Annotated in this window: 18 protein-coding genes; 10 read left to right on the forward strand and 8 right to left on the reverse strand. The window is 54.8% G+C overall.

Annotation, left to right across the window (positions count from 1 at the left end):
• Positions 1-2 precede the first annotated feature (2 nt).
• The 5 genes from hpf (at position 3) to yrbL (ending at position 2,950) form a co-directional block, all read left to right on the forward strand.
• On the forward strand, positions 3-290 hold the full coding sequence (gene hpf / locus J4650_RS21660; RefSeq protein ID WP_001176589.1) for a ribosome hibernation promoting factor: 288 nt from the start codon (positions 3-5) through the stop codon (positions 288-290).
• 117 nt (positions 291-407) lie between these two features.
• Complete coding sequence (gene ptsN / locus J4650_RS21665) at positions 408-899, forward strand: PTS IIA-like nitrogen regulatory protein PtsN (RefSeq protein ID WP_000609332.1); 492 nt, start codon at positions 408-410, stop codon at positions 897-899.
• A 45-nt stretch (positions 900-944) separates the two neighbouring features.
• A complete protein-coding gene (gene rapZ, locus J4650_RS21670) occupies positions 945-1,799 on the forward strand; it encodes an RNase adapter RapZ (RefSeq protein WP_000243749.1) in 855 nt (284 codons plus the stop codon).
• Entirely contained in the window at positions 1,796-2,068 is a 273-nt protein-coding gene (npr, locus tag J4650_RS21675) for a PTS phosphocarrier protein NPr (RefSeq protein ID WP_000216797.1), read from the forward strand. The genes rapZ and npr overlap by 4 nt, the downstream gene beginning before the upstream one ends.
• A 249-nt stretch (positions 2,069-2,317) precedes the next feature.
• The gene (gene yrbL, locus J4650_RS21680) at positions 2,318-2,950 is read left to right on the forward strand and encodes a PhoP regulatory network protein YrbL (protein WP_000602200.1); all 633 of its coding nucleotides are present in this window, start codon (positions 2,318-2,320) and stop codon (positions 2,948-2,950) included.
• Between the two features lie 74 nt (positions 2,951-3,024).
• Here the strand turns inward: yrbL and mtgA are convergent, their stop codons facing one another.
• From mtgA to J4650_RS21700, 4 genes are all read right to left on the reverse strand, one after another.
• Positions 3,025-3,753: a monofunctional biosynthetic peptidoglycan transglycosylase gene (gene mtgA / locus J4650_RS21685; RefSeq protein WP_000044646.1), complete on the reverse strand. Its 729-nt coding sequence runs from the start codon at positions 3,751-3,753 to the stop codon at positions 3,025-3,027.
• A complete protein-coding gene (gene elbB, locus J4650_RS21690; RefSeq protein WP_000719822.1) occupies positions 3,750-4,403 on the reverse strand; it encodes an isoprenoid biosynthesis glyoxalase ElbB in 654 nt (217 codons plus the stop codon). Before elbB ends, mtgA begins: the two co-directional genes overlap by 4 nt.
• A 226-nt stretch (positions 4,404-4,629) precedes the next feature.
• A complete protein-coding gene (gene arcB / locus J4650_RS21695) occupies positions 4,630-6,966 on the reverse strand; it encodes an aerobic respiration two-component sensor histidine kinase ArcB (protein ID WP_000809813.1) in 2,337 nt (778 codons plus the stop codon).
• Between the two features lie 93 nt (positions 6,967-7,059).
• Entirely contained in the window at positions 7,060-7,989 is a 930-nt protein-coding gene (locus tag J4650_RS21700; protein ID WP_023994011.1) for a TIGR01212 family radical SAM protein, read from the reverse strand.
• Between the two features lie 671 nt (positions 7,990-8,660).
• Between J4650_RS21700 and gltB the strand changes: the two genes are divergently transcribed.
• From gltB to J4650_RS21725, 5 genes are all read left to right on the forward strand, one after another.
• Entirely contained in the window at positions 8,661-13,121 is a 4,461-nt protein-coding gene (gltB, locus tag J4650_RS21705; RefSeq protein ID WP_023165834.1) for a glutamate synthase large subunit, read from the forward strand.
• A gap of 9 nt (positions 13,122-13,130) precedes the next feature.
• Positions 13,131-14,549: a glutamate synthase subunit GltD gene (gene gltD, locus J4650_RS21710; RefSeq protein ID WP_000081637.1), complete on the forward strand. Its 1,419-nt coding sequence runs from the start codon at positions 13,131-13,133 to the stop codon at positions 14,547-14,549.
• Positions 14,550-14,756: 207 nt separating this feature from the next.
• On the forward strand, positions 14,757-15,860 hold the full coding sequence (locus J4650_RS21715) for a PDDEXK nuclease domain-containing protein (protein WP_023994010.1): 1,104 nt from the start codon (positions 14,757-14,759) through the stop codon (positions 15,858-15,860).
• Positions 15,861-15,975: 115 nt separating this feature from the next.
• Positions 15,976-17,229, forward strand: a complete 1,254-nt coding sequence (gene codB, locus J4650_RS21720; RefSeq protein ID WP_000076257.1) for a cytosine permease — start codon at positions 15,976-15,978, stop codon at positions 17,227-17,229.
• Complete coding sequence (locus J4650_RS21725) at positions 17,216-18,496, forward strand: cytosine deaminase (RefSeq protein WP_020899291.1); 1,281 nt, start codon at positions 17,216-17,218, stop codon at positions 18,494-18,496. Before codB ends, J4650_RS21725 begins: the two co-directional genes overlap by 14 nt.
• 82 nt (positions 18,497-18,578) lie before the next feature.
• Here J4650_RS21725 and nanQ read toward each other — a convergent pair whose 3' ends face one another.
• From nanQ to nanT, 4 genes are read right to left on the reverse strand one after another with little or no spacing between them, the layout of a single operon-like run.
• Positions 18,579-19,046, reverse strand: coding sequence for an N-acetylneuraminate anomerase (gene nanQ, locus J4650_RS21730; protein WP_023994009.1), 468 nt, complete (start codon positions 19,044-19,046; stop codon positions 18,579-18,581).
• On the reverse strand, positions 19,043-19,918 hold the full coding sequence (gene nanK / locus J4650_RS21735; protein ID WP_000208970.1) for an N-acetylmannosamine kinase: 876 nt from the start codon (positions 19,916-19,918) through the stop codon (positions 19,043-19,045). Before nanK ends, nanQ begins: the two co-directional genes overlap by 4 nt.
• On the reverse strand, positions 19,915-20,604 hold the full coding sequence (locus J4650_RS21740; protein ID WP_000054439.1) for an N-acetylmannosamine-6-phosphate 2-epimerase: 690 nt from the start codon (positions 20,602-20,604) through the stop codon (positions 19,915-19,917). Before J4650_RS21740 ends, nanK begins: the two co-directional genes overlap by 4 nt.
• 46 nt (positions 20,605-20,650) lie before the next feature.
• Positions 20,651-22,141: a sialic acid transporter NanT gene (gene nanT, locus J4650_RS21745; RefSeq protein ID WP_000108071.1), complete on the reverse strand. Its 1,491-nt coding sequence runs from the start codon at positions 22,139-22,141 to the stop codon at positions 20,651-20,653.
• Positions 22,142-22,204: the final 63 nt, after the last annotated feature.

Consider the following 22,204-nt stretch of genomic DNA (forward strand, 5'->3'; position numbering starts at 1 on the left):
CTATGCAGCTCAATATCACCGGACATAATGTCGAAATTACTGAAGCCCTGCGTGAATTTGTGACGACAAAATTCGCCAAACTTGAACAGTATTTTGAGCGGATTAATCAGGTATACGTGGTGTTGAAAGTGGAGAAGGTCACGCACATCTCGGATGCGACGCTACACGTTAACGGCGGCGAAATTCACGCCAGCGCGGAAGGCCAGGATATGTATGCCGCCATTGACGGCTTGATTGATAAACTGGCAAGGCAGTTAACCAGGCATAAAGATAAACTGAAACAACACTAATTGTCCGGGCAGTTAGCCAGTGCAGGGCGGCCTGTTGTGTGACACAACGGGCCATTTGTACAGTTAGCGCTCCGAACCTGGCCATCAACCTGACAGGACAGGTTCTTAGGTGAAATTATGATAAATAACGATACGACTCTACAACTGAGCAGTGTACTTAACCAGGAGTGTACGCGTAGCGGCGTTCATTGTCAGAGTAAGAAACGCGCGCTGGAAATCATCAGCGAACTGGCGGCAAAACAGCTCAGTTTACCTCCTCAGGTCGTGTTTGAAGCCATTCTGACACGCGAAAAAATGGGCAGTACCGGTATTGGTAATGGTATCGCCATCCCGCACGGGAAACTGGAAGAAGATACCTTACGCGCCGTCGGTGTGTTCGTTCAGCTCGAAACGCCGATCGCGTTCGACGCCATCGATAACCAGCCGGTCGATCTCCTCTTCGCCCTGCTGGTGCCCGCCGATCAAACTAAAACGCATCTGCACACGCTGTCGCTGGTGGCGAAACGTCTGGCGGATAAAACGATCTGCCGCCGCCTGCGCGCGGCGCTGAATGATGAAGAGCTGTATCAAATCATTACTGACACCGAAGGTGAGCAGAATGAGGCATAACAACTCAATGGCATTTATTTCTGTCGTTGTGAGGAGAAACGGTACATGGTACTGATGATCGTCAGCGGGCGTTCCGGATCAGGTAAATCTGTCGCTCTGCGCGCGCTGGAAGATATGGGATTTTACTGCGTGGATAACCTCCCCGTCGTGCTGTTGCCCGATCTGGCGCGAACGCTGGCCGATCGCCAGATTTCCGCCGCCGTCAGCATTGATGTGCGCAATATGCCTGAATCACCTGAGATTTTTGAACAGGCGATGAATAATCTGCCTGGCGCTTTCTCGCCGCAATTGCTGTTTCTTGACGCCGACCGCAATACCTTGATTCGCCGCTACAGCGACACGCGCCGTTTGCATCCGCTTTCCAGCAAAAATCTTTCTTTAGAGAGTGCGATCGATAAAGAGAGTGACTTGCTGGAGCCGTTACGCTCACGTGCGGATCTGATCGTCGACACTTCAGAAATGTCCGTCCATGAGCTGGCGGAGATGCTGCGTACCCGGCTGTTGGGCAAACGCGAGCGTGAACTGACGATGGTATTTGAGTCCTTCGGCTTTAAACATGGTATCCCGATTGATGCGGACTATGTGTTTGATGTCCGCTTTCTGCCCAACCCGCACTGGGATCCAAAACTGCGCCCCATGACCGGGCTTGATAAGCCGGTAGCCGCGTTTCTTGACCGACACACAGAAGTTCACAATTTTATCTATCAGACTCGCAGCTATCTTGAGCTATGGTTACCGATGCTGGAGACCAACAACCGCAGCTACCTTACCGTCGCTATCGGTTGTACCGGCGGGAAACACCGTTCGGTGTATATTGCAGAACAGCTGGCAGACTACTTCCGCTCGCGCGGTAAAAATGTCCAGTCTCGCCATCGCACGCTGGAAAAACGCAAAACATGACCGTAAAGCAAACTGTTGAAGTCACCAATAAGCTGGGCATGCATGCCCGGCCTGCCATGAAGCTTTTCGAACTGATGCAGGGTTTTGACGCCGAGGTGCTATTACGCAATGACGAAGGCACCGAAGCGGAAGCAAATAGCGTCATCGCTCTGTTAATGCTCGACTCCGCCAAAGGGCGTCAGATCGAAATTGAAGCCACCGGCCCGCAAGAAGTTGAAGCGCTGGCGGCGGTTATCGCGCTGTTCAATTCCGGCTTTGACGAAGACTAAACCTCCCCCTCTATACCCTATTTTCCCCCAACGCCGTCCCGGTATTTGATGACAGTCACCCCAAAACCGGGCGTGTTACGCCTGCCTGCCACTTGTCCCGCAGCCCCACCCTTTCGTAAGATTTGTACATTTCGTGCGCTTTACCTATGCATAAAAACATTAAGAAAACCTTAAAAAATTTCGTTTAGGTTTTGTTTAAGTTCTTTGTCCATACTAAATTTATGTGAATAAATTTTTCCAGGACTTGCCATGATCCTCTTATCCAAACAGACTCCGCTGGGCGCTGGTCGACATCGTAAATGCTATACGCATCCGGATAATGCCCGGCGTTGCATAAAAGTTATTTACAACCGTGACCACGGCGGTGATAAAGAGATTCGGCGTGAACTGAGCTACTATGCGCATCTGTCCCGCTACCTGACGGACTGGAGCGCTATCCCCCGTTATTACGGCACGGTAGAAACCGATTGCGGCACCGGCTATGTCTACGACATGATTACCGATTTCAACGGCGCGCCCTCTATTACCCTGACCGAGTTCGCCGCGCAATGTCGTTATGAAGAGGATGTCGCTGTCCTGCGGCGGCTACTGAAAAAACTGAAACGTTACCTGCTGGATAACCATATTGTGACGATGTCGCTGAAGCCGCAAAATATCCTGTGCCAGCGTATCAGCGAGTCAGAAGTGGTTCCGGTGGTTTGCGACAATCTGGGGGAAAGTACCGTTATCCCGCTGGCAACCTGGTCAACATGGTGCTGTGAACGCAAACTGGAGAGAGTGTGGCAGCGGTTTATCGCCCAGCCTGCGCTGGCCGTTGCCCTGGAGAGGGACGCGCAGCCAAAAGACAAGAAACGGCTGGCGCTTACTTCTCACGAAGCTTAATGGCCTGTGCTTATCAGGCCCGGACGACACAGATCGCAGGCCGGATAAGGCGTTCGCGCCGCCATTCGACAAAATTAATTAAGCTGGTTGCGCGTCATAAAAGATTCCCCGCCCAGTTGGCGCATCTGGCGCATAATCCACGCCTGCCGGCTACGCACATAGCCGGAAGGCGCATTCGCCTTATAGCGTAACGGATTTGGCAATACCGCCGCCAGCAACGCGGCTTCAGACATACTCAAGCGACTGGCAGGTTTATGAAAATACCGTTGTGCCGCAGCCTCCACGCCAAAAATACCATCGCCAAACTCCGCGATATTCAGATAAACCGTGAGGATGCGCTTTTTGCTCCAGACAGTTTCAATGCCCAGCGTTAGCCCAGCCTCCAGACCTTTGCGCAGCCAACTGCGTCCATCCCATAAAAAGAGATTTTTCGCCGTTTGCTGCGAAAGCGTAGAGGCGCCGCGAATACGGCTCTCATTCCGCTCATTATGCGCCAGCGCTTTTTCAATCGCCGGAACATCAAAGCCCCAGTGCTCAGGGAACTTCTGGTCTTCCGCCGCAATTACCGCCAGCCCCATCCACGGCGAGATATCCGCCATACTGACCCAGTCAGAATGCGCCACATAACCGAACTCTCCGCCGAGCCAGGCGCTAATCTGCCGTTCCGCCATCACCGCCGAAAAAGGCACCGGAACCACGCTAAACAGCGCAATGCCGCCGCCCCAAAAGACGGCGAGCGCAGCAAGGATACGTAAAAGTAGACGGCGCAAAAACGTTAACGGCGCGATGCGTCGTTTGCTCATTCCGCCAGAACCAGCACGCGCGACACTAATTTATCAATGCCGCTTGCCGCCTGGGCGATATCCTGCGCCAGCATATAGGCAGGGGTGGTCACGACCTTGTTATCCTCGTCCACAACGATATCATCAACCGGGCAAGGTACGTGTTCGGCGCCCATCTCTTCAAGTACTTCAGCGGTATCAATATCCGTCCCTATTGTCAGACGTAGCGGGAAGTCAAAGATTTTCGGCAACATTGCGGGCGCGATACAGATGAATCCCAGCGGCTTGCCGGACTGGTGCATGGCCTTCGCCAGCGCGACGACATCGCTATCCACCCGGCATTCGCTCCCCTGGCTGGCGAAATTACTCAGGTTCTTCGCCGCGCCGAAACCACCAGGCACAATGAGCGCATCCAGTTCCTCTGGTTGAGCCTGGGACAGGGGACGAATATCGCCCCGCGTAATACGCGCCGCCTCAATCAGGACGTTACGCGTTTCCGCCATCGCTTCGCCGGTCAGGTGATTAATAACATCCGCTTGTGGTTTATCCGGCGCGAAGCAGACAGCCTGCGCGCCGCTGCGGGCAATGGCCAACAGCGTCAGAACGGCCTCATGAATTTCGGTGCCGTCATAGACGCCGCATCCGCTGAGCACTACGCCAATTTTTTTCATGGTGAACATCCTCCTGCAACCGACTCAAGCCCATTAATAATTTTGATTAAAATGCTACGCTTCACACATTTAAATGATTCATGTAACAAATCATTTAGGATTTGCTATCTTAACTGCGTGCGGCCTGAAAACAGGACTGCGCCTTTGACATCATCATAATAAGCACGGCGCAGCCACGATTTCCCTGGTGTTGGCGCAGTATTCGCGCACCCCGGTCAAACCGGGGTCATTTTTTTTCCGCGTTTGCCACCCAGGCTTTCAGCACCGCGACATCGTGCTGCCACTCCTGCTTCATCTCTTCAATCCATTCCGCGACGTTATCTTCCCAGGCGGGAAGATCCGGCGACTGGATTTGCTGGCCAAGCTGTTGCAGATGACGCAGCCCTACCGAACCGGCGGCGCCTTTAATCTTATGCCCTTCCTCAACGACGCCTTTTTTGTCACGCGCCGTCAGATTGGACTCCAGCACGCTTAAATAGCCAGGCATCATTTTTTCAAACACCGCGAGACCGTCGGTGATCAATTTAGGCCCAACCAACTCGATGTATTGTTCCAGCATCGGGATATCCAGCAGCGCTTGCGCTTTATCGCTCTCTTCAGGCGTCACGGTACTCTCCTCTTTATCGGTGGCATCCCAGAATTTTTTAATCATCGCGGTTAAGGCCGGCACCGACAGCGGCTTACTCAGCACATCGTCCATACCAGCGTCCAGATACTCTTTTTTATCTTTCAGAACGTTAGCCGTAAGCGCTACCAGCGGCGGTAAATCTTCCCGCGTGTGGCGACGGGTCAGTTCTCTGGCGATATCCAGACCCGTCATATCCGGTAGCTGAATATCCAGTAAGACCAGGTCGTATTCTCCCGGCGCGAACATCTCCAGCGCCGCCTTGCCGGTCATCGCGACATCCACGCTGTTCCCCAGTTTTTCCAGTACTGAACGCGCCACAATCACGTTCAGTTCAATATCTTCGACCAGCAGAACATGCAGCGCGGGCAGCGGCATGTCGTCTTCATCAAAGGCGTCCTCCACCTCTTCCGCCACCGCTGGCGCATGAACCGTTAGCGTAAAGGTCGATCCTTTGCCCGGCAGACTGGAAACGGTAATATCGCCGCCCATATTTTTCGCCAGCCGACGGGAGACCGCCAGCCCGATACCGGTACCCGTTGCCGGTTTGCCGCCGTTACTGTCTTTCACCTGATAATACATGGCGAAAATTTTATCCTGCTCATCCTGCGGAATGCCGATCCCGGAATCTTCCACTTCAAAGTGCAGCATGTCGCCTTCATCATAGCGCGCCCGCACCGTCACCTGGCCCTGCTGAGTAAACTTCACCGCATTGCTGATCAAATTCCATAAAATCTGGCGCAGACGCGTTCCGTCGGTAATGACTTTGTGCGGCAACGGCAGCGTCGGCTCAAGCACAAAACGTAGCCCTTTTTGCTGCGCCTGCAAACCGGAAAGGTTTTCCAGATCGGCCATAAAGCTGGTGAAATCAATGGGTTGGTTATCAAGCTGAACCTTACGCCGCTCCATCTTATCCATATCAATGATATCATTGAAAATATTGCCTAACGTCACGGCGGAGACATGGATTGTCTTAAGGTATTTTTCCTGTTCGGCGGTGAGATCGGTATCCAGCAGGATGCGGCTTAAACCGACGATGCCGTTAAGCGGGGTGCGCAGCTCATGACTGATGGTAGAGATAAACGTGGTCTTGTCGCGGCTGGCGCGCTCCAGCGCGTCCTGATAACGCTTACGTTCGGTAATATCACGACCAAATCCCATCAGGCCATGACGTTTACCGACACGGTCGTAATAAGGCACTTTACGAATTTCAAAGCAGGCCTTTCGTCCGTCCGGGTAATCCAGCCACTGTTCGTAGGTCAGGGAGACGTTATGGCGGAATACTTTTTCGTCGGTTTCAATGACTTTCTCCGCCGCTTCGGGAGAGTACACATCTTCCGGCTTCAAATGCACCAGCTGTTTTTCGCTCTTGCCGGTTAGCAATTCCATTGCGCGGTTACAGCCGGAAAATTCTTTATCCTCATTACGATAAAAAACCAAATCCGGCGAGGCGTCCAGAAAGGAGCGCAGAAAAGAGGATTGCTGTTCTAGCTGGATTTGCGCTTCTTCACGCTCTTTAATTTCTACTTTTAGCTGTTCAAATGTCTCTTGCAGCTCCGCTTCCGCTTTTTCGCGATCGGCAATTTCCTGATTAAGCTGGGCAATATTGTCCTTCAACTGTACGTTAAGCTTGAGATCGCGCTCGCGCATCTCCTCCAGCTTTTGCACCAGACGCGACAGTCGCTGCCTTGACTCTTCCAGTTGTTCAACAACAACGGATAAGAAATAGACCGCCCAGGGCGTAATTAACAGGCCAAAAAAGATGGAACGAATAACGTCGATACTTTCAACCTGACCATGCAGCACCATGGTCACCGCCATCTGCACGACAATCGCCAGCACCACCAATGCCAACGCTAGGAGCATGGAAAAGCGCACCAGACCCAATTTCATCATCAGGTCGACATAGTATTGCGCCAGCATACGAATTTGCTTCATAGAGGATTCCTTCACCACAACTTCGCACATAATACCCAATTATGGGAACCGCGTTGAATATTGTGCGAAATATGCGTAGCGCCCCTCATCACGCTACGCTACAGGTGGTATCCAGGGACGGGCCAGCGCAGAGCCCTGTACGCCATGCTCATTCAGGTATTTGTCCAGCTCAACCATCCCCGTCCAGCGATTCTCGCACCACAGCGGGGCAAGCAGCGTCGGACGGCGAGCGCTGGCTGAAATTCGGTGATAAATCACCTCCGGCGGCGTATGACGAATCATCTCACCTGCCGTTAGCGTGTAGTCGTCCAGTTCGATGCCGTTCAGCCGCCCCGCTTCCCAGGCTTTGGCCATCGTACTGCCTTTCACAATATGCAGCGGATGCAGTTTAATACCGTCAACGCCCGTCTCCACCACACGCTCCATGGTTTGCAGGCATTCTGCCTGCCCTTCGCCCGGCAGCCCCACAATCAGATGCGCGCACACTTTCAGCCCGCGCTCCCGGGCAATCCGGGTGGTACGCTGATAGCAGGCGAAGTCATGCCCGCGGTTAATTCGGCGCAGGGTTTTATCGTGCGCGGTTTGCAATCCCAGTTCCAGCCACACCTCGTAGCCTTGATCTTTATATTCACACAGTAAATCTACTACTGCCTGCGGGACACAATCCGGACGCGTACCGACGCATAACCCGACGATACTGGCCTGGCTGACCGCCTGTTGATACATGGAACGCAGCACCTGCACTTCTGCAAAGGTGCTGGTGTAGGCCTGGAAATAGGCCAGATAGCGTTTAGCGCGGTTCACCAGATACGCCTGATGCGCAAGCTGCTCGGCAATCGAATGATGCTGCTGCGCCTCATCGGCAAAAGAGGCGACATTACAGAAGGCGCAACCGCCACGCCCGATGGTGCCGTCGCGGTTAGGGCAGCTAAAACCGCCATGAAGCGTCAGCTTATGAACCTTTTGCCCATACCGACGTAAAAGATCCCCACCAAACATATTGACTAATTTCTGTAACTGCATAATCTGATAGACCGCCTCTTAAAAAGAGGCCAAAGCCTGCCATTTTTAGTCTCCTTTGGCGATGACCTGGATCAATCGTCCCGGAAGGCTTTTATCCATTGCATAATAAAGCAAAATAAACGATATTTCATTCATAATCCCGCTGATGATTTTTCCTGATATTCCCCTCTTTTTTCAGCGTTTGCTGGGTCATCGATAAAAACAGTAGCATTCAATACTTCTCACGCTTAAAACAGCATAAAATGCCAATATTTTTGAAAAAGCAAGGTCAGATAATGCCTGGCGAGCGGCTCTTATAGTGAGACAGATCACAGGCTTTCTGCCGCTCCGTATTAGCAGCCCTTCTATAAAAAACCTTTTAATTTCAACAGATTCAAAAAGTTATCTGTGCTACAGCACACTTTTGCATAAATCAGTTTGCCATTTGACCTGGGTGTGGATTCCCGATAAGTTGGGGATCCGCTGGAAGCTTTCTGGATGAGCCGTCTGCTCATCATATTTATGCAGTAATTGAGATTCCCTCTTAACCGTATTTACCAATGCGCAAAGGACACAAAGAGGGCGAATGCGAGGTAAGCGTATGATGCGCCAGCCCCGTCGCCATGCTCTTGCTGTGCCCGCGCGCCGTCGGTTGGGAGAGCGTCCCGTAGAGCCTGGGGAGGTTCACTGATATGTTGTACGATAAATCCCTTGAGAAGGATAACTGTGGTTTCGGCCTGATCGCCCACATAGAAGGCGAACCTAGCCACAAGGTAGTGCGTACCGCCATACACGCGCTGGCCCGGATGCAGCACCGTGGCGCGATCCTTGCCGACGGTAAAACCGGCGACGGTTGCGGCTTGCTGTTACAAAAACCTGACCGTTTCTTTCGCATCGTGGCCGAAGAGCGCGGCTGGCGCTTAGCCAAAAACTACGCCGTCGGGATGATCTTTTTGAATAAAGATCCTGAACTGGCCGCCGCGTCACGCCATATTGTCGAAGAAGAATTACAGCAGGAAACCCTGTCGATTGTCGGCTGGCGCGATGTGCCAACCAATGAAGGCGTGCTCGGTGAAATCGCCCTCTCCTCCCTGCCGCGTATTGAGCAGATTTTTGTCAACGCTCCGGCGGGCTGGCGTCCGCGCGATATGGAGCGCCGTCTGTTTATCGCCCGCCGACGCATTGAAAAACGCCTGCAGAACGACAAAGATTTCTACGTATGCAGCCTGTCGAACCTGGTCAACATTTATAAAGGTCTGTGTATGCCGGCGGATCTGCCGCGCTTCTACCTGGATCTTGCGGATCTGCGTCTGGAATCGGCCATCTGTCTGTTCCACCAGCGCTTTTCCACTAACACCGTGCCGCGTTGGCCGCTGGCGCAGCCGTTCCGCTACCTGGCGCATAACGGCGAGATTAACACCATCACCGGCAACCGCCAGTGGGCGCGCGCCCGTACCTATAAATTCCAGACGCCGCTGATCCCGGATTTACAGTCCGCTGCGCCGTTTGTTAACGAAACCGGTTCGGATTCCAGCTCGCTGGACAACATGCTGGAACTGCTGCTGGCAGGCGGGATGGACATTATCCGCGCCATGCGCCTGTTGGTGCCGCCCGCCTGGCAGAACAACCCCGATATGGACCAGGATCTGCGCGCCTTCTTTGACTTTAACTCCATGCATATGGAGCCGTGGGACGGGCCGGCAGGCATCGTGATGTCCGACGGGCGCTTCGCCGCCTGTAACCTTGACCGTAACGGCCTGCGCCCGGCACGCTATGTCATTACCAAAGATAAGCTGATTACCTGCGCCTCCGAAGTCGGTATCTGGGACTATCAGCCGGATGAAGTGGTCGAAAAAGGCCGCGTTGGCCCAGGCGAGCTGATGGTGATCGACACCCGCGGCGGACGTATTCTGCATTCCGCGGAAACCGATGACGATCTGAAAAGCCGCCATCCGTATAAAGCGTGGATGGAAAAGAATGTTCGCCGTCTGGTGCCGTTTGAAGAGCTGCCTGATGAAGAAGTCGGTAGCCGCGAACTGGACGATGACCTGCTCGCCAGCTATCAAAAACAGTTTAACTACAGCGCCGAAGAGCTGGACTCGGTTATCCGCGTGTTGGGCGAAAACGGCCAGGAAGCCGTCGGTTCAATGGGCGACGATACCCCCTTTGCCGTGCTCTCCAGCCAGCCGCGTATTATTTACGACTACTTCCGCCAGCAGTTCGCGCAGGTCACTAACCCGCCTATCGACCCGCTGCGTGAAGCGCACGTCATGTCGCTCGCCACCAGCATCGGTCGCGAAATGAACGTCTTCTGCGAAGCGGAAGGTCAGGCCCATCGCCTGAGTTTTAAATCGCCAATTCTGCTGTACTCCGATTTCAAACAGCTCACCACCATGAGCGAGCATCACTACCGCGCCGACTGGCTTGATATTACCTTTGATGTCACCGAAACCACACTGGACGCGACGGTTAAAGCGCTGTGCGATAAAGCGGAACAGATGGTGCGTAACGGCACCGTGCTGCTGGTCCTCTCGGATCGCAATATCGGTAAGAATCGCCTGCCGGTCCCCGCGCCGATGGCGGTGGGCGCGGTACAGACTCGTCTGGTAGAACAAAGCCTGCGCTGCGACGCCAACATCATCGTAGAAACCGGAAGCGCCCGCGATCCGCATCACTTTGCGGTACTGCTCGGCTTTGGCGCAACGGCCATCTATCCGTACCTGGCCTACGAAACGCTGGGGCGTCTGATTGATACCCAGGCCATCGCCAAAAACTACCGTACCGTGATGCAGAACTACCGTAACGGCATCAACAAGGGGCTGTACAAGATTATGTCCAAAATGGGCATTTCGACCATTGCCTCTTACCGCTGCTCCAAACTGTTTGAAGCGGTCGGACTGCACGATGATGTGGTAAACCTGTGCTTCCAGGGCGTGGTCAGCCGTATCGGCGGCGCAAGCTTTGATGACTTCCAGCAGGATCTGCTGAATCTCTCCAAACGCGCCTGGCTGGCGCGCAAACCCATTAGCCCGGGCGGCCTGCTGAAGTACGTCCACGGCGGCGAATATCACGCCTATAACCCGGATGTCGTGCGTACCCTGCAACAGGCGGTACAGAGCGGCGAATACAGCGATTATCAGGAATACGCCAAACTGGTCAATGAGCGTCCGGCGGCAACGCTGCGCGATCTGCTGGCGATACATCCAGACGGCGAGGCGGTGACTATCGACGAGGTTGAGCCTGCCAGTGAGCTGTTTAAACGCTTTGATACCGCAGCCATGTCTATCGGCGCATTAAGTCCGGAAGCGCACGAAGCGCTGGCGGAAGCGATGAACAGCCTCGGCGGCAACTCCAACTCCGGCGAAGGCGGCGAAGACCCGGCGCGCTACGGCACCAATAAAGTGTCGCGTATCAAGCAGGTGGCTTCCGGCCGTTTTGGCGTGACGCCAGCGTACCTGGTCAATGCCGATGTGATTCAGATTAAAGTCGCGCAGGGCGCGAAACCGGGCGAAGGCGGTCAGTTGCCGGGGGATAAAGTCACTCCGTATATCGCTAAACTGCGTTATTCAGTGCCGGGCGTGACGCTGATCTCCCCGCCGCCGCACCACGATATTTACTCTATCGAGGACTTAGCGCAGCTCATTTTCGACCTCAAACAGGTCAACCCGAAGGCGATGATCTCCGTGAAGCTGGTGTCCGAACCGGGCGTCGGCACCATCGCGACCGGCGTGGCGAAAGCCTATGCGGATCTGATTACTATCGCCGGTTACGACGGCGGTACCGGCGCCAGCCCGCTCTCTTCGGTGAAATATGCGGGCTGTCCGTGGGAACTCGGACTTGTTGAAACCCAGCAGGCGCTGGTCGCCAACGGTCTGCGTCACAAGATTCGTTTGCAGGTGGACGGCGGTCTGAAAACCGGCGTCGACATCATTAAAGCGGCGATTCTCGGTGCGGAAAGTTTCGGCTTCGGCACCGGCCCGATGGTGGCGCTGGGCTGTAAATACCTGCGCATTTGCCATCTGAACAACTGCGCAACCGGCGTGGCGACGCAGGATGAAAAACTGCGTAAGAACCACTATCACGGCCTGCCGTTCAAAGTGACCAACTACTTTGAATTTATCGCCCGCGAAGTGCGCGAGCTGATGGCTTCGCTTGGCGTGACCCGCCTGGTGGATTTGATTGGCCGCACCGACCTGCTGAAAGAGCTGGAGGGCTTCACCGCTAAACAGCAGAAGCTGGCGCTGTCTCGTCTACTGGAAACCGCTGAACCTCATCCGGGTAAAGCGCTGTACTGCACCGAGAATAACCCGCCGTTTGATAACGGCGTGCTGAATGCGCAACTGTTGCAGCAGGCGAAGCCGTTTGTCGATGCGCGCCAGAGCAAAACCTTCTGGTTCGACATCCGCAACACCGATCGTTCCGTCGGCGCGTCGCTTTCCGGCTACATCGCACAGACCCACGGCGATCAGGGGCTGGCTTCCGATCCGATTAAAGCGCACTTCAGCGGTACCGCAGGCCAGAGCTTTGGCGTGTGGAACGCGGGCGGCGTGGAGTTATATCTGACTGGCGATGCCAACGACTATGTCGGTAAAGGTATGGCAGGTGGTTTGATCGCCATCAGACCACCGGTAGGTTCCGCCTTCCTCAGCCATAAAGCCAGCATTATCGGCAACACCTGCCTGTATGGAGCGACCGGTGGCCGTCTGTACGCGGCGGGCCGCGCGGGCGAACGTTTCGGCGTGCGTAACTCCGGGGCGATTACCGTAGTAGAGGGCATCGGCGACAACGGCTGTGAATACATGACCGGCGGCATCGTCTGCGTGTTGGGTAAAACCGGCGTTAACTTCGGCGCGGGGATGACCGGCGGCTTCGCCTATGTGCTGGACGAAGATGGCGAATTCCGTAAACGCGTGAACCCGGAACTGGTAGAAGTACTGGACGTTGATTCGCTGGCTATCCACGAAGAGCATCTGCGCGGCCTGATCACCGAGCACGTGCAACATACTGGTTCGCAACGCGGCGAAGAGATCCTGTCCAGGTGGTCAAGCTTCTCAACCCAATTCGCGTTAGTTAAGCCCAAGTCCAGCGATGTCAAAGCCCTGTTGGGCCACCGTAGTCGTAGTGCGGCAGAATTGCGCGTGCAGGCGCAGTAAGGAATTGAAATGAGCCAGAATGTTTATCAATTTATCGACCTGCAGCGCGTTGATCCGCCGAAGAAACCGCTGAAGATCCGTAAGATCGAGTTTGTTGAAATCTACGAACCGTTTTCTGAAGGTCAGGCTAAAGCCCAGGCGGATCGCTGTTTGTCCTGCGGGAACCCCTACTGCGAGTGGAAATGTCCGGTACATAACTACATCCCGAACTGGCTGAAACTGGCTAACGAAGGGCGTATTTTTGAGGCGGCTGAGCTATCGCACCAGACCAACACCCTGCCGGAAGTGTGTGGCCGCGTCTGCCCGCAGGACCGCCTGTGCGAAGGCTCCTGTACGCTGCACGATGAGTTCGGCGCAGTGACCATCGGTAACATTGAGCGCTATATCAACGATAAAGCGTTCGAAATGGGCTGGCGCCCGGATATGACCGGCGTGCGCCAGACGGACAAACGGGTAGCGATTATCGGCGCAGGTCCGGCAGGGCTGGCGTGCGCCGACGTGCTGACCCGCAACGGCGTGAAGGCGGTGGTCTTTGATCGCCATCCGGAAATCGGTGGTCTGCTGACCTTCGGTATCCCGGCCTTCAAGCTGGAGAAAGAAGTCATGACCCGCCGCCGTGAGATCTTCACCGGCATGGGTATTGAGTTCAAACTTAATACCGAAGTGGGTCGTGATGTACAGCTTGAAGATCTGCTGAAAGATTACGATGCGGTATTCCTTGGCGTCGGCACCTATCAGTCGATGCGCGGCGGGCTGGAAAATGAAGATGCGGACGGGGTTTTCGACGCTCTGCCGTTCCTGATCGCCAATACGAAGCAGATCATGGGGTTTGGCGAAACCAGCGACGAACCATATGTCAGCATGGAAGGAAAGCGCGTGGTGGTGCTGGGCGGCGGCGATACCGCAATGGACTGCGTACGTACCTCCATTCGTCAGGGTGCAACGCACGTAACCTGTGCTTATCGTCGTGATGAAGAGAACATGCCGGGCTCCAGACGCGAAGTGAAGAACGCGCGCGAGGAAGGTGTCGAGTTTCAGTTTAACGTTCAACCGCTGGGCATTGAAGTCAATGCCAACGGCAAAGTGAGCGGCGTAAAAATGGTGCGCACTGAAATGGGCGAACCGGATGCCCAAGGCCGTCGACGGGCGGAGATCGTCGCCGGTTCCGAGCATGTGGTTCCGGCTGATGCGGTGGTGATGGCGTTTGGTTTTCGTCCACACAGCATGGAATGGCTGGCGAAACACAGCGTGGAACTGGACTCGCAGGGACGAATTATCGCGCCGGAACGCAGCGATAATGCTTTCCAGACCAGCAACCCGAAAATCTTCGCCGGTGGCGACATCGTGCGCGGTTCCGATCTGGTGGTGACGGCGATTGCCGAAGGCCGTAAAGCGGCTGACGGGATTATGAACTACCTCGAAGTGTAACCCTTTCGGCTCCCCGGTTGATGCCTTGTGCTGATGGCTGGGGAGCCGATATGCCTCTCCTCAATATCTCTCCTGCCGATTCTGGAAACCCGCTCGTAAATCGAGATGTAATGCCATGTAAAATCCGTTCATGGATTGATCCGTTTACGCCTGAAGCGTATTGATAGCGTTCTAATTTCACAATGAAACTATCACGTAAGGGATGACATGACGAATCCAACTTTAGCGCCACAGTCTGATGAATATCAGCAAATCCATGACGGTATTATTCGTCTGGTCGATACGGCACGTACCGAGACCGTGCGCAGCATCAATGCCATTATGACTGCCACCTACTGGGAAATTGGCCGACGCATTGTCGAATTTGAACAGGGAGGAGAAGCGCGAGCGGCCTATGGTACTCAGCTTATCGAACGATTATCGGTAGATTTAAGTCAGCGCTATAAGCGCGGTTTTTCCACCAGAAACCTATGGCAAATTCGTACATTTTATCTTTGTTTTCAACATATTGAAACTCCGCAGACACTGTCTGCGGAATCTTCAAATCTCATACCGCTCGCCAAAACATTCCCTCTTCCCTGGTCGGCGTATGTCCGCCTCTTGTCGGTAAAAAATCCCGATGCCCGCACTTTTTACGAGAAAGAGACGCTACGTAACGGCTGGTCCGTACGGCAGCTCGACAGGCAAATCGCCACTCAATTTTACGAACGAACGCTACTGTCCCACGACAAATCCGCCATGTTGCAGCAGCCTGCACCCGCCGAGCCAAACGTTTTGCCGGAGCAAGCCATACGCGACCCGTTCATTCTGGAATTTCTTAACCTGAAGGACGAGTATTCCGAATCAGATCTCGAAGACGCGCTGCTCAGCCACCTGATGGACTTTATGCTGGAGCTCGGTGACGATTTTGCTTTTGTTGGCCGCCAACGCCGACTACGCATAGACGATAGCTGGTTCCGCGTCGATCTGCTGTTCTTCCATCGTCGCTTGCGCTGCCTGTTGCTCGTTGACCTGAAGGTAGGCAAATTCGGTTATGCGGATGCCGGGCAGATGAATATGTACCTGAACTATGCCAAAGAGCACTGGACAATGCCCGGAGAAAACCCGCCAGTCGGCCTGGTTTTGTGCGCAGGGAAAGGCGCGGGGGAAGCGCATTACGCGCTGACTGGCCTGCCAAACACCATCATGGCGAGCGAATACAAAGTGCAGTTGCCCGACGAAAAATTACTCACAGACGAACTTATTCGTTCGCAAACCATGCTGGAAACTCAACTCACACGCGGTGGTTCACTGACAACGGAGAAAAACTAGCGAACCATTAATTCCATGAATAATTATCAAAAAAATATCATACGAAAACGTTTGCTTTATTCTGAGAACTGTATATTATGCGGCGGATTTTTTGGGCAAAATTCATGGAGGCGTTGTGTCGCAGGACAACAATTATAGCCAGGGCCCCGTCCCTCTGGCGGCGCGGAAGGGCGTGATTCCACTGACGTTTGTCATGTTGGGTTTAACGTTTTTTTCCGCCAGTATGTGGACCGGAGGGACACTCGGCACCGGTCTTTCTTATAATGATTTCTTCCTCGCAGTTTTCTTCGGTAATCTCCTCCTCGGTATCTACACTGCATTTCTTGGCTACATCGGCGCAAAAACCGGACTCTCCACCCACCTCCTTGCACGTTACTCCTTTGGCGTTAAAGGCTCATGGCTTCCCTCCTTGCTGCTTGGCGGCACACAGGTAGGCTGGTTTGGCGTTGGCGTAGCGATGTTCGCTATTCCGGTCAGTAAAGCGACGGGCATTGATGCCAATATCCTGATTGCCGTTTCGGGTCTGCTGATGACCCTGACCATTTTTTTCGGCATCTCGGCGTTGACCATTTTGTCTATCATTGCCGTACCCGCGATCGTTATTCTGGGCAGCTACTCCGTCTGGCTGGCGGTCAGCGGCGTGGGTGGGCTGGAGCATTTAAAAACGATAGTGCCGCAGACGCCGCTGGATTTTTCCAGCGCGCTGGCGCTGGTGGTGGGCTCGTTTGTCAGCGCCGGTACATTGACCGCCGACTTCGTCCGCTTCGGGCGTCATGCCAAAAGCGCCGTATTGATTGCGATGGTCGCTTTTTTCCTCGGCAACTCGCTGATGTTTATCTTTGGCGCGGCAGGCGCTGCCGCCGTCGGTCAGGCGGATATCTCTGACGTGATGATAGCGCAGGGGCTGCTGCTGCCCGCGATTGTGGTGCTTGGCCTGAATATCTGGACCACCAACGATAACGCGCTGTACGCATCGGGTCTGGGCTTCGCCAATATTACCGGTCTTTCCAGCCGTACGCTGTCGGTGGTGAACGGGATTATCGGTACCGTGTGCGCGCTGTGGCTTTACAATAATTTTGTCGGCTGGCTGACGTTCCTGTCATCTGCCATCCCACCGATTGGCGGAGTGATTATTGCCGACTATCTGTTGAACCGTCGCCGCTATGCCGACTTCAACACCGTGCGCTTTATTCCCGTTAACTGGATTGCTATTCTTTCCGTCGCGCTGGGCATCGCCGCCGGACATTATGTTCCTGGTATTGTGCCCGTCAACGCCGTACTCGGCGGCGTCTTCAGCTATATCCTGCTGAATCCACTTTTCAACCGCAGCCTTGCTAAATCACCAGAGGTCAGCCATGCAGAACAATAACATCACCATTCGTCAGGCGCGTCTGCAGGGACACGAAGGATTATGGCAGATTACGATTGAAAACGGGCGCTTTAGCCGGATTGAGCCTCAGGAAGCCGCATCGTTACCGCAGGGCGAAGTGCTTGATGCCGAAGGCGGTCTGGCTATTCCACCATTTGTTGAGCCACATATCCACCTGGATACCACGCAAACGGCGGGTGAACCGAGCTGGAACCAGTCCGGCACACTGTTTGAAGGGATTGAGCGCTGGGCAGAACGTAAAGCAATGCTCACGCATGAAGATGTGAAAGCGCGCGCGATGCAGACCCTGAAATGGCAGATGGCTAACGGCATCCAGTACGTTCGTACTCACGTTGACGTTTCAGATCCTACGCTCACCGCGCTGAAAGCCATGCTGGAAGTGAAGCAAGAGGTTGCGCCGTGGGTAGACCTACAAATCGTCGCCTTTCCGCAAGAAGGTATTCTGTCTTATCCCAACGGTGAAGCGCTGTTAGAGGAAGCCGTGCGTTTGGGCGCTGACGTTATTGGCGCCATTCCGCACTTTGAGTTCACGCGCGAATATGGCGTTGAATCGCTGCACAAAATCTTCGCCCTGGCGCAGAAATACGATCGCTTGATCGATGTGCACTGCGACGAAATTGATGACGAGCAGTCTCGCTTTGTCGAAACGGTCGCGGCGCTGGCGCATCGTGATGGCATGGGGGCGCGCGTGACCGCCAGCCACACCACGGCTATGCACTCGTACAACGGCGCGTATGCGTCACGCCTGTTCCGCCTGTTGAAAATGTCGGGGATTAACTTCGTCGCCAACCCGCTGGTGAATATTCATCTGCAAGGGCGGTTTGACACTTACCCGAAACGTCGTGGCGTCACGCGGGTGAAAGAGATGCTGGAAGCGGGGATCAACGTCTGCTTTGGCCATGATGACGTCTTCGATCCGTGGTATCCATTAGGCACCGCCAATATGCTGCAGGTGCTGCATATGGGGTTACACGTTTGCCAGTTGATGGGGTATGGGCAAATCAACGACGGGTTAAATCTGATCACTACCTACAGCGCAAAAACCCTGCATTTACAGGACTACGGTCTGAGTGTCGGCCATGCCGCGAATCTGGTTATCTTACCCGCTGAGAATGGATTCGATGCGGTACGTCGCCAGACGCCTGCCCGTTACTCGATTCGCCACGGGCGGGTGATTGCCGAGACGGTGCCGAGCCAGACGACGCTGCACCTGACCCAGCCGGAAGCCGTGACGTTTAAGCGTTAACCCGTCATACCCGCGCTCTCCGGCACATTCACCACGCAGCCCCGTAAGGGGCTGCGTTCGGAAGACTGCTCCGGCAAGAGATTCAGGCCGCCAGCAGGCTGGCGCGTACTTTCACTACCACTTTTTTGATGTCATCTGGCTCACCCACTGCACATCCCGGTTTATGCGGTTCTCCCGGCATAAACACAGCAAACATCCCCGCTTGCAGCGTAATAGTCTGCTCGTCGGCAATTTGACTACAAAGCTGGTAATCCTCTTCAACATGCATCTCCTCGCACTGGCGAGCGGCACCGGACATCCCAAACGCAATACGCTCGATGCCGGTTAGTAGTAGCTGAATATCAATGTATTGTTCATGCAATTCCGCTTTCTTCTCGGCCGGCATTTGCGTCGTTAACTGCATTACATTCATAAAGATATTGTCGCCCTGCAATTCATAGCGCCCCGGTGCTTTCTCCTGCGGCCTTGCCGCCAGCGCGAGAGTCAAGGCATCCAGCAGTCGCGGATGCAACCCGCAAGAAGGCAACGACTGTACTTCCCCCATCATCATAATGTGTCTCCTTGAGCTAACAACGCAGCGCCTAATAATCCTGCGTCATGCCGATAGCGAGCGGCGCTCAGCGCCACGTGATAAGGCGCAGGCTCTTGCATCAAAAACGCGCGAACCTGCTCCAGGTATCCCTCAGCTAACCCTACGCTGCCGCCAATGACCACACACTGGCAGTCGGTAGTCGCTTTCACATCGGCGATCATTCGCGCTATTACCTGCGCGGATTGGCTTACCAGATGTCGCGCCTGCTGATGACCTTCGCCAGCGCGAATAAATAGGGTTTTGGCGTCGCATCCCGCCAGATCGTCCCGCGCCGCCGCGGCCATCCCTCGTCCAGAGGCGATGGCCTCTACGCAGCCAACGCGTCCACAGCCGCATACGGGCCCGTGTGGGTCCGCCAGGGTGTGTCCCAGGTGCCCGGCCAGACCGCCTTTTCCGGTAAGGAGCTTGCCGTCGCAGACAACGCCGCCGCCAACGCCGGTTGAAACGGTGATAAATACCATATCGCGGATATCATCAGGGAGCGCGTGATACTCCGCCCAGGCCGCCGCCTGCGCGTCGTTCACCGCCAGCGTCGGCAGGCCAGCGATCGTTTCCAGTGTTTGTACTAACGGAAAGTGTAGCAAGCCGCCCAGATTATGGGGGTTTAGCGCCAGCAGCATCCCTTCCTGAATGATCCCGGTAGAAGCTATCGCTACCTGACGCGCCTCTGCCCGTAGTGGTTCAACCAGCGCCTTTAATGCTTCACGTAACGCATCCGGCGTTTTGCTCGCGGGGGTCGGTAGCTCGCGACGCTGGCTAATGCGCAAGTTTTTGTCGATGAGCGCGGCGGCAAGTTTAGTCCCGCCAATATCAATTGCTAACGTAGTCATGACGCCGCCTTTTTTAATGCGTCGTTATACCATCCACAGATATGTTCCAGACGGGTAATGGCGGACCCCACCGTCACCGCCCATGCGCCATAGCGGATCGCCTCCGCCGCCAGTGCTGGCGAGTTATAGCGCCCTTCGGCTATTACCCGGCATCCGGCGTCATGCAACGCTTTGACTAAGGGCAGATCGGGTTCCTCCGGCGTATCGGGGGTGGTGTAGCCGGACATTGTCGTGCCGATAATGTCCGCGCCCAACCGTTGACAGGCGAGACCATCGTCCACGGATGAGCAGTCGGCCATCGCCAGTAGATGGTGGTGATGAATGCGCGCCAACAACGCCTCAACGGCTACCGGCCGTTGCCGAGCGGTTCCATCAACGGCGATAATAGCTGCGCCGGCCTGCGCCAGCGCATCTACATCGTCGAGAAAAGGGGTAATGCGCACTGGAGAGTCGTCCAGATCGCGTTTGATAATGCCGATAATGGGTACCGAAACGAGCGAGCGGGTCATACGCAGGTTGTCTATGCCTTCAATACGCACCGCAACCGCGCCCGCCTGTTCCGCCGCCAACGCCATTGCCGCTACAATCTCCGGCTTATCCAGCGGACTGCCCGGAACGGGCTGGCAGGAGACAATCAGGCCGCCAGAAGCGGCAATATTTTTATCCAGTTGTTCAAGTAACGACATACTACTCCCTTACAAATATTGCCCGGTTGAAAACCGGGCAAGCGGATTAACTTTTCGTTTTTACAAAGGCACCTTTACCACTGCCAAGCGGTACGGCTCCGCTGAACGGTTTGTCGTCAATAGCATCGTGGGTGCGTAACGCTTCCGGACGTAGCCAACGCTGTACGCGAGACGGCATATCAAGCCCAATAAGCAGGATCACGACAAACGTCAGGCTGAAAGAGAGCGATGCCAGCGCAGTGCCCAAATCCAGACGTTGAGCGATCAGCGCTCCCAGGATCGGCGCCAGCGCGCCGCCGAGCGCGCCGACGTTATAAGTAAAGCCCAGCCCCGCCGCGCGCTGATCGGTATCGAAGTAACCGCCGATCAGTTTCGGTAGAATCCCGGCAATCCCCTGCCCCAACATCTGTTGGAAAAACAGTAGCAGACCCAGAACCCAGACGTTTGTGCCGCCAATCGCAAAGACCGGAATAATGAGGATTTGCGAGGCCAGCAGGCTACAGACATATGCTTTACGCGTTCCCAGCCAGTCGCCAAGAAAACCGCCTACGCAGCAACCAACCGCCGCGCCAAATCCGCTAAAGAACAGGACATTCGCCACCGTATGCGGATCGTAGGCCAGCTCGGTTTTCAGATAAGTGGGTAATAGCGCCTGAATCGGCCAGGAATAGAGGAAAGCAAACAGTACCACCAGCATCAGCATGACGCCAGTGGGCCAGCGTTTACCGCTGCTCTGCACCATAAAGCTGATAAAGATAACCGCGCACAGTAGTCCCAGCCCCGCCACAATCGCAGCATTTTGTAGGTTACCGGCAAAACAGAACCACAGCGCAGCGGCGGCGGCGAAAGTCATTAAAATGTTGATGATGCGATGTTCGCCCCGATAAAGAATGTCGACCATCGTACGTACCGGCGCTTTACCCGCGTGTTTCTCTTTCCAGTCTTCCGCTTCCGGAATGTTTTTTCGCAGCCAGAGAGCGAAGATAATTGGCAAAATGCCAATGAAAAACAGCGCGCGCCAGCCCCAGACAGGCACCACCAGGCTGTACACCTGCGCGGCAACGACCGCGCCGACGGAGAAGCCGGAAATCAGAAAACCGCTGGCTTTATTGCGTAAATGTTTTGGCCAGCTTTCAATCACATAGGTCGCGCTGGAACCATATTCGCCCGCCATGCCCATACCAATCACCAGTCGGGCGATGAACATGGTGGTGTAACCGGGCGCAAACCCGCAGGCCAGGGTTCCCACCGAAAACAGAATGATGCTGCTGACCATCGCCAGACGACGCCCATAGCGATCGCCCATCGCGCCCAGTAATAACCCGCCGAACCAGCGAGAGATAAAAGCCGCAGAAATCAGGCTTGCCGCCTGTACCGTCGTCAGCCCAAATTCGCTTTGTACCTCAGTCAGTACAAGAGCAATCAACACAAAATCAAAACCATCAAGCAGATATCCCAGCCAGGCAGCGGAAAATGCCCGCCACTGCGCCCGGTTGAGATGGCGATACCACGGGATGTTTTGGGTAGAAGTACTCATTTTACTCTCCCGACGATTTTTGTTGTCGTTATGCCGAATGGCGGCTCCGCCTTATCCGGCCTA

The sequence above is a fragment of the Salmonella sp. 32120201201600049SM genome (assembly GCF_017572835.1).
Taxonomy (GTDB): Bacteria; Pseudomonadota; Gammaproteobacteria; order Enterobacterales; family Enterobacteriaceae; genus Salmonella; species Salmonella enterica.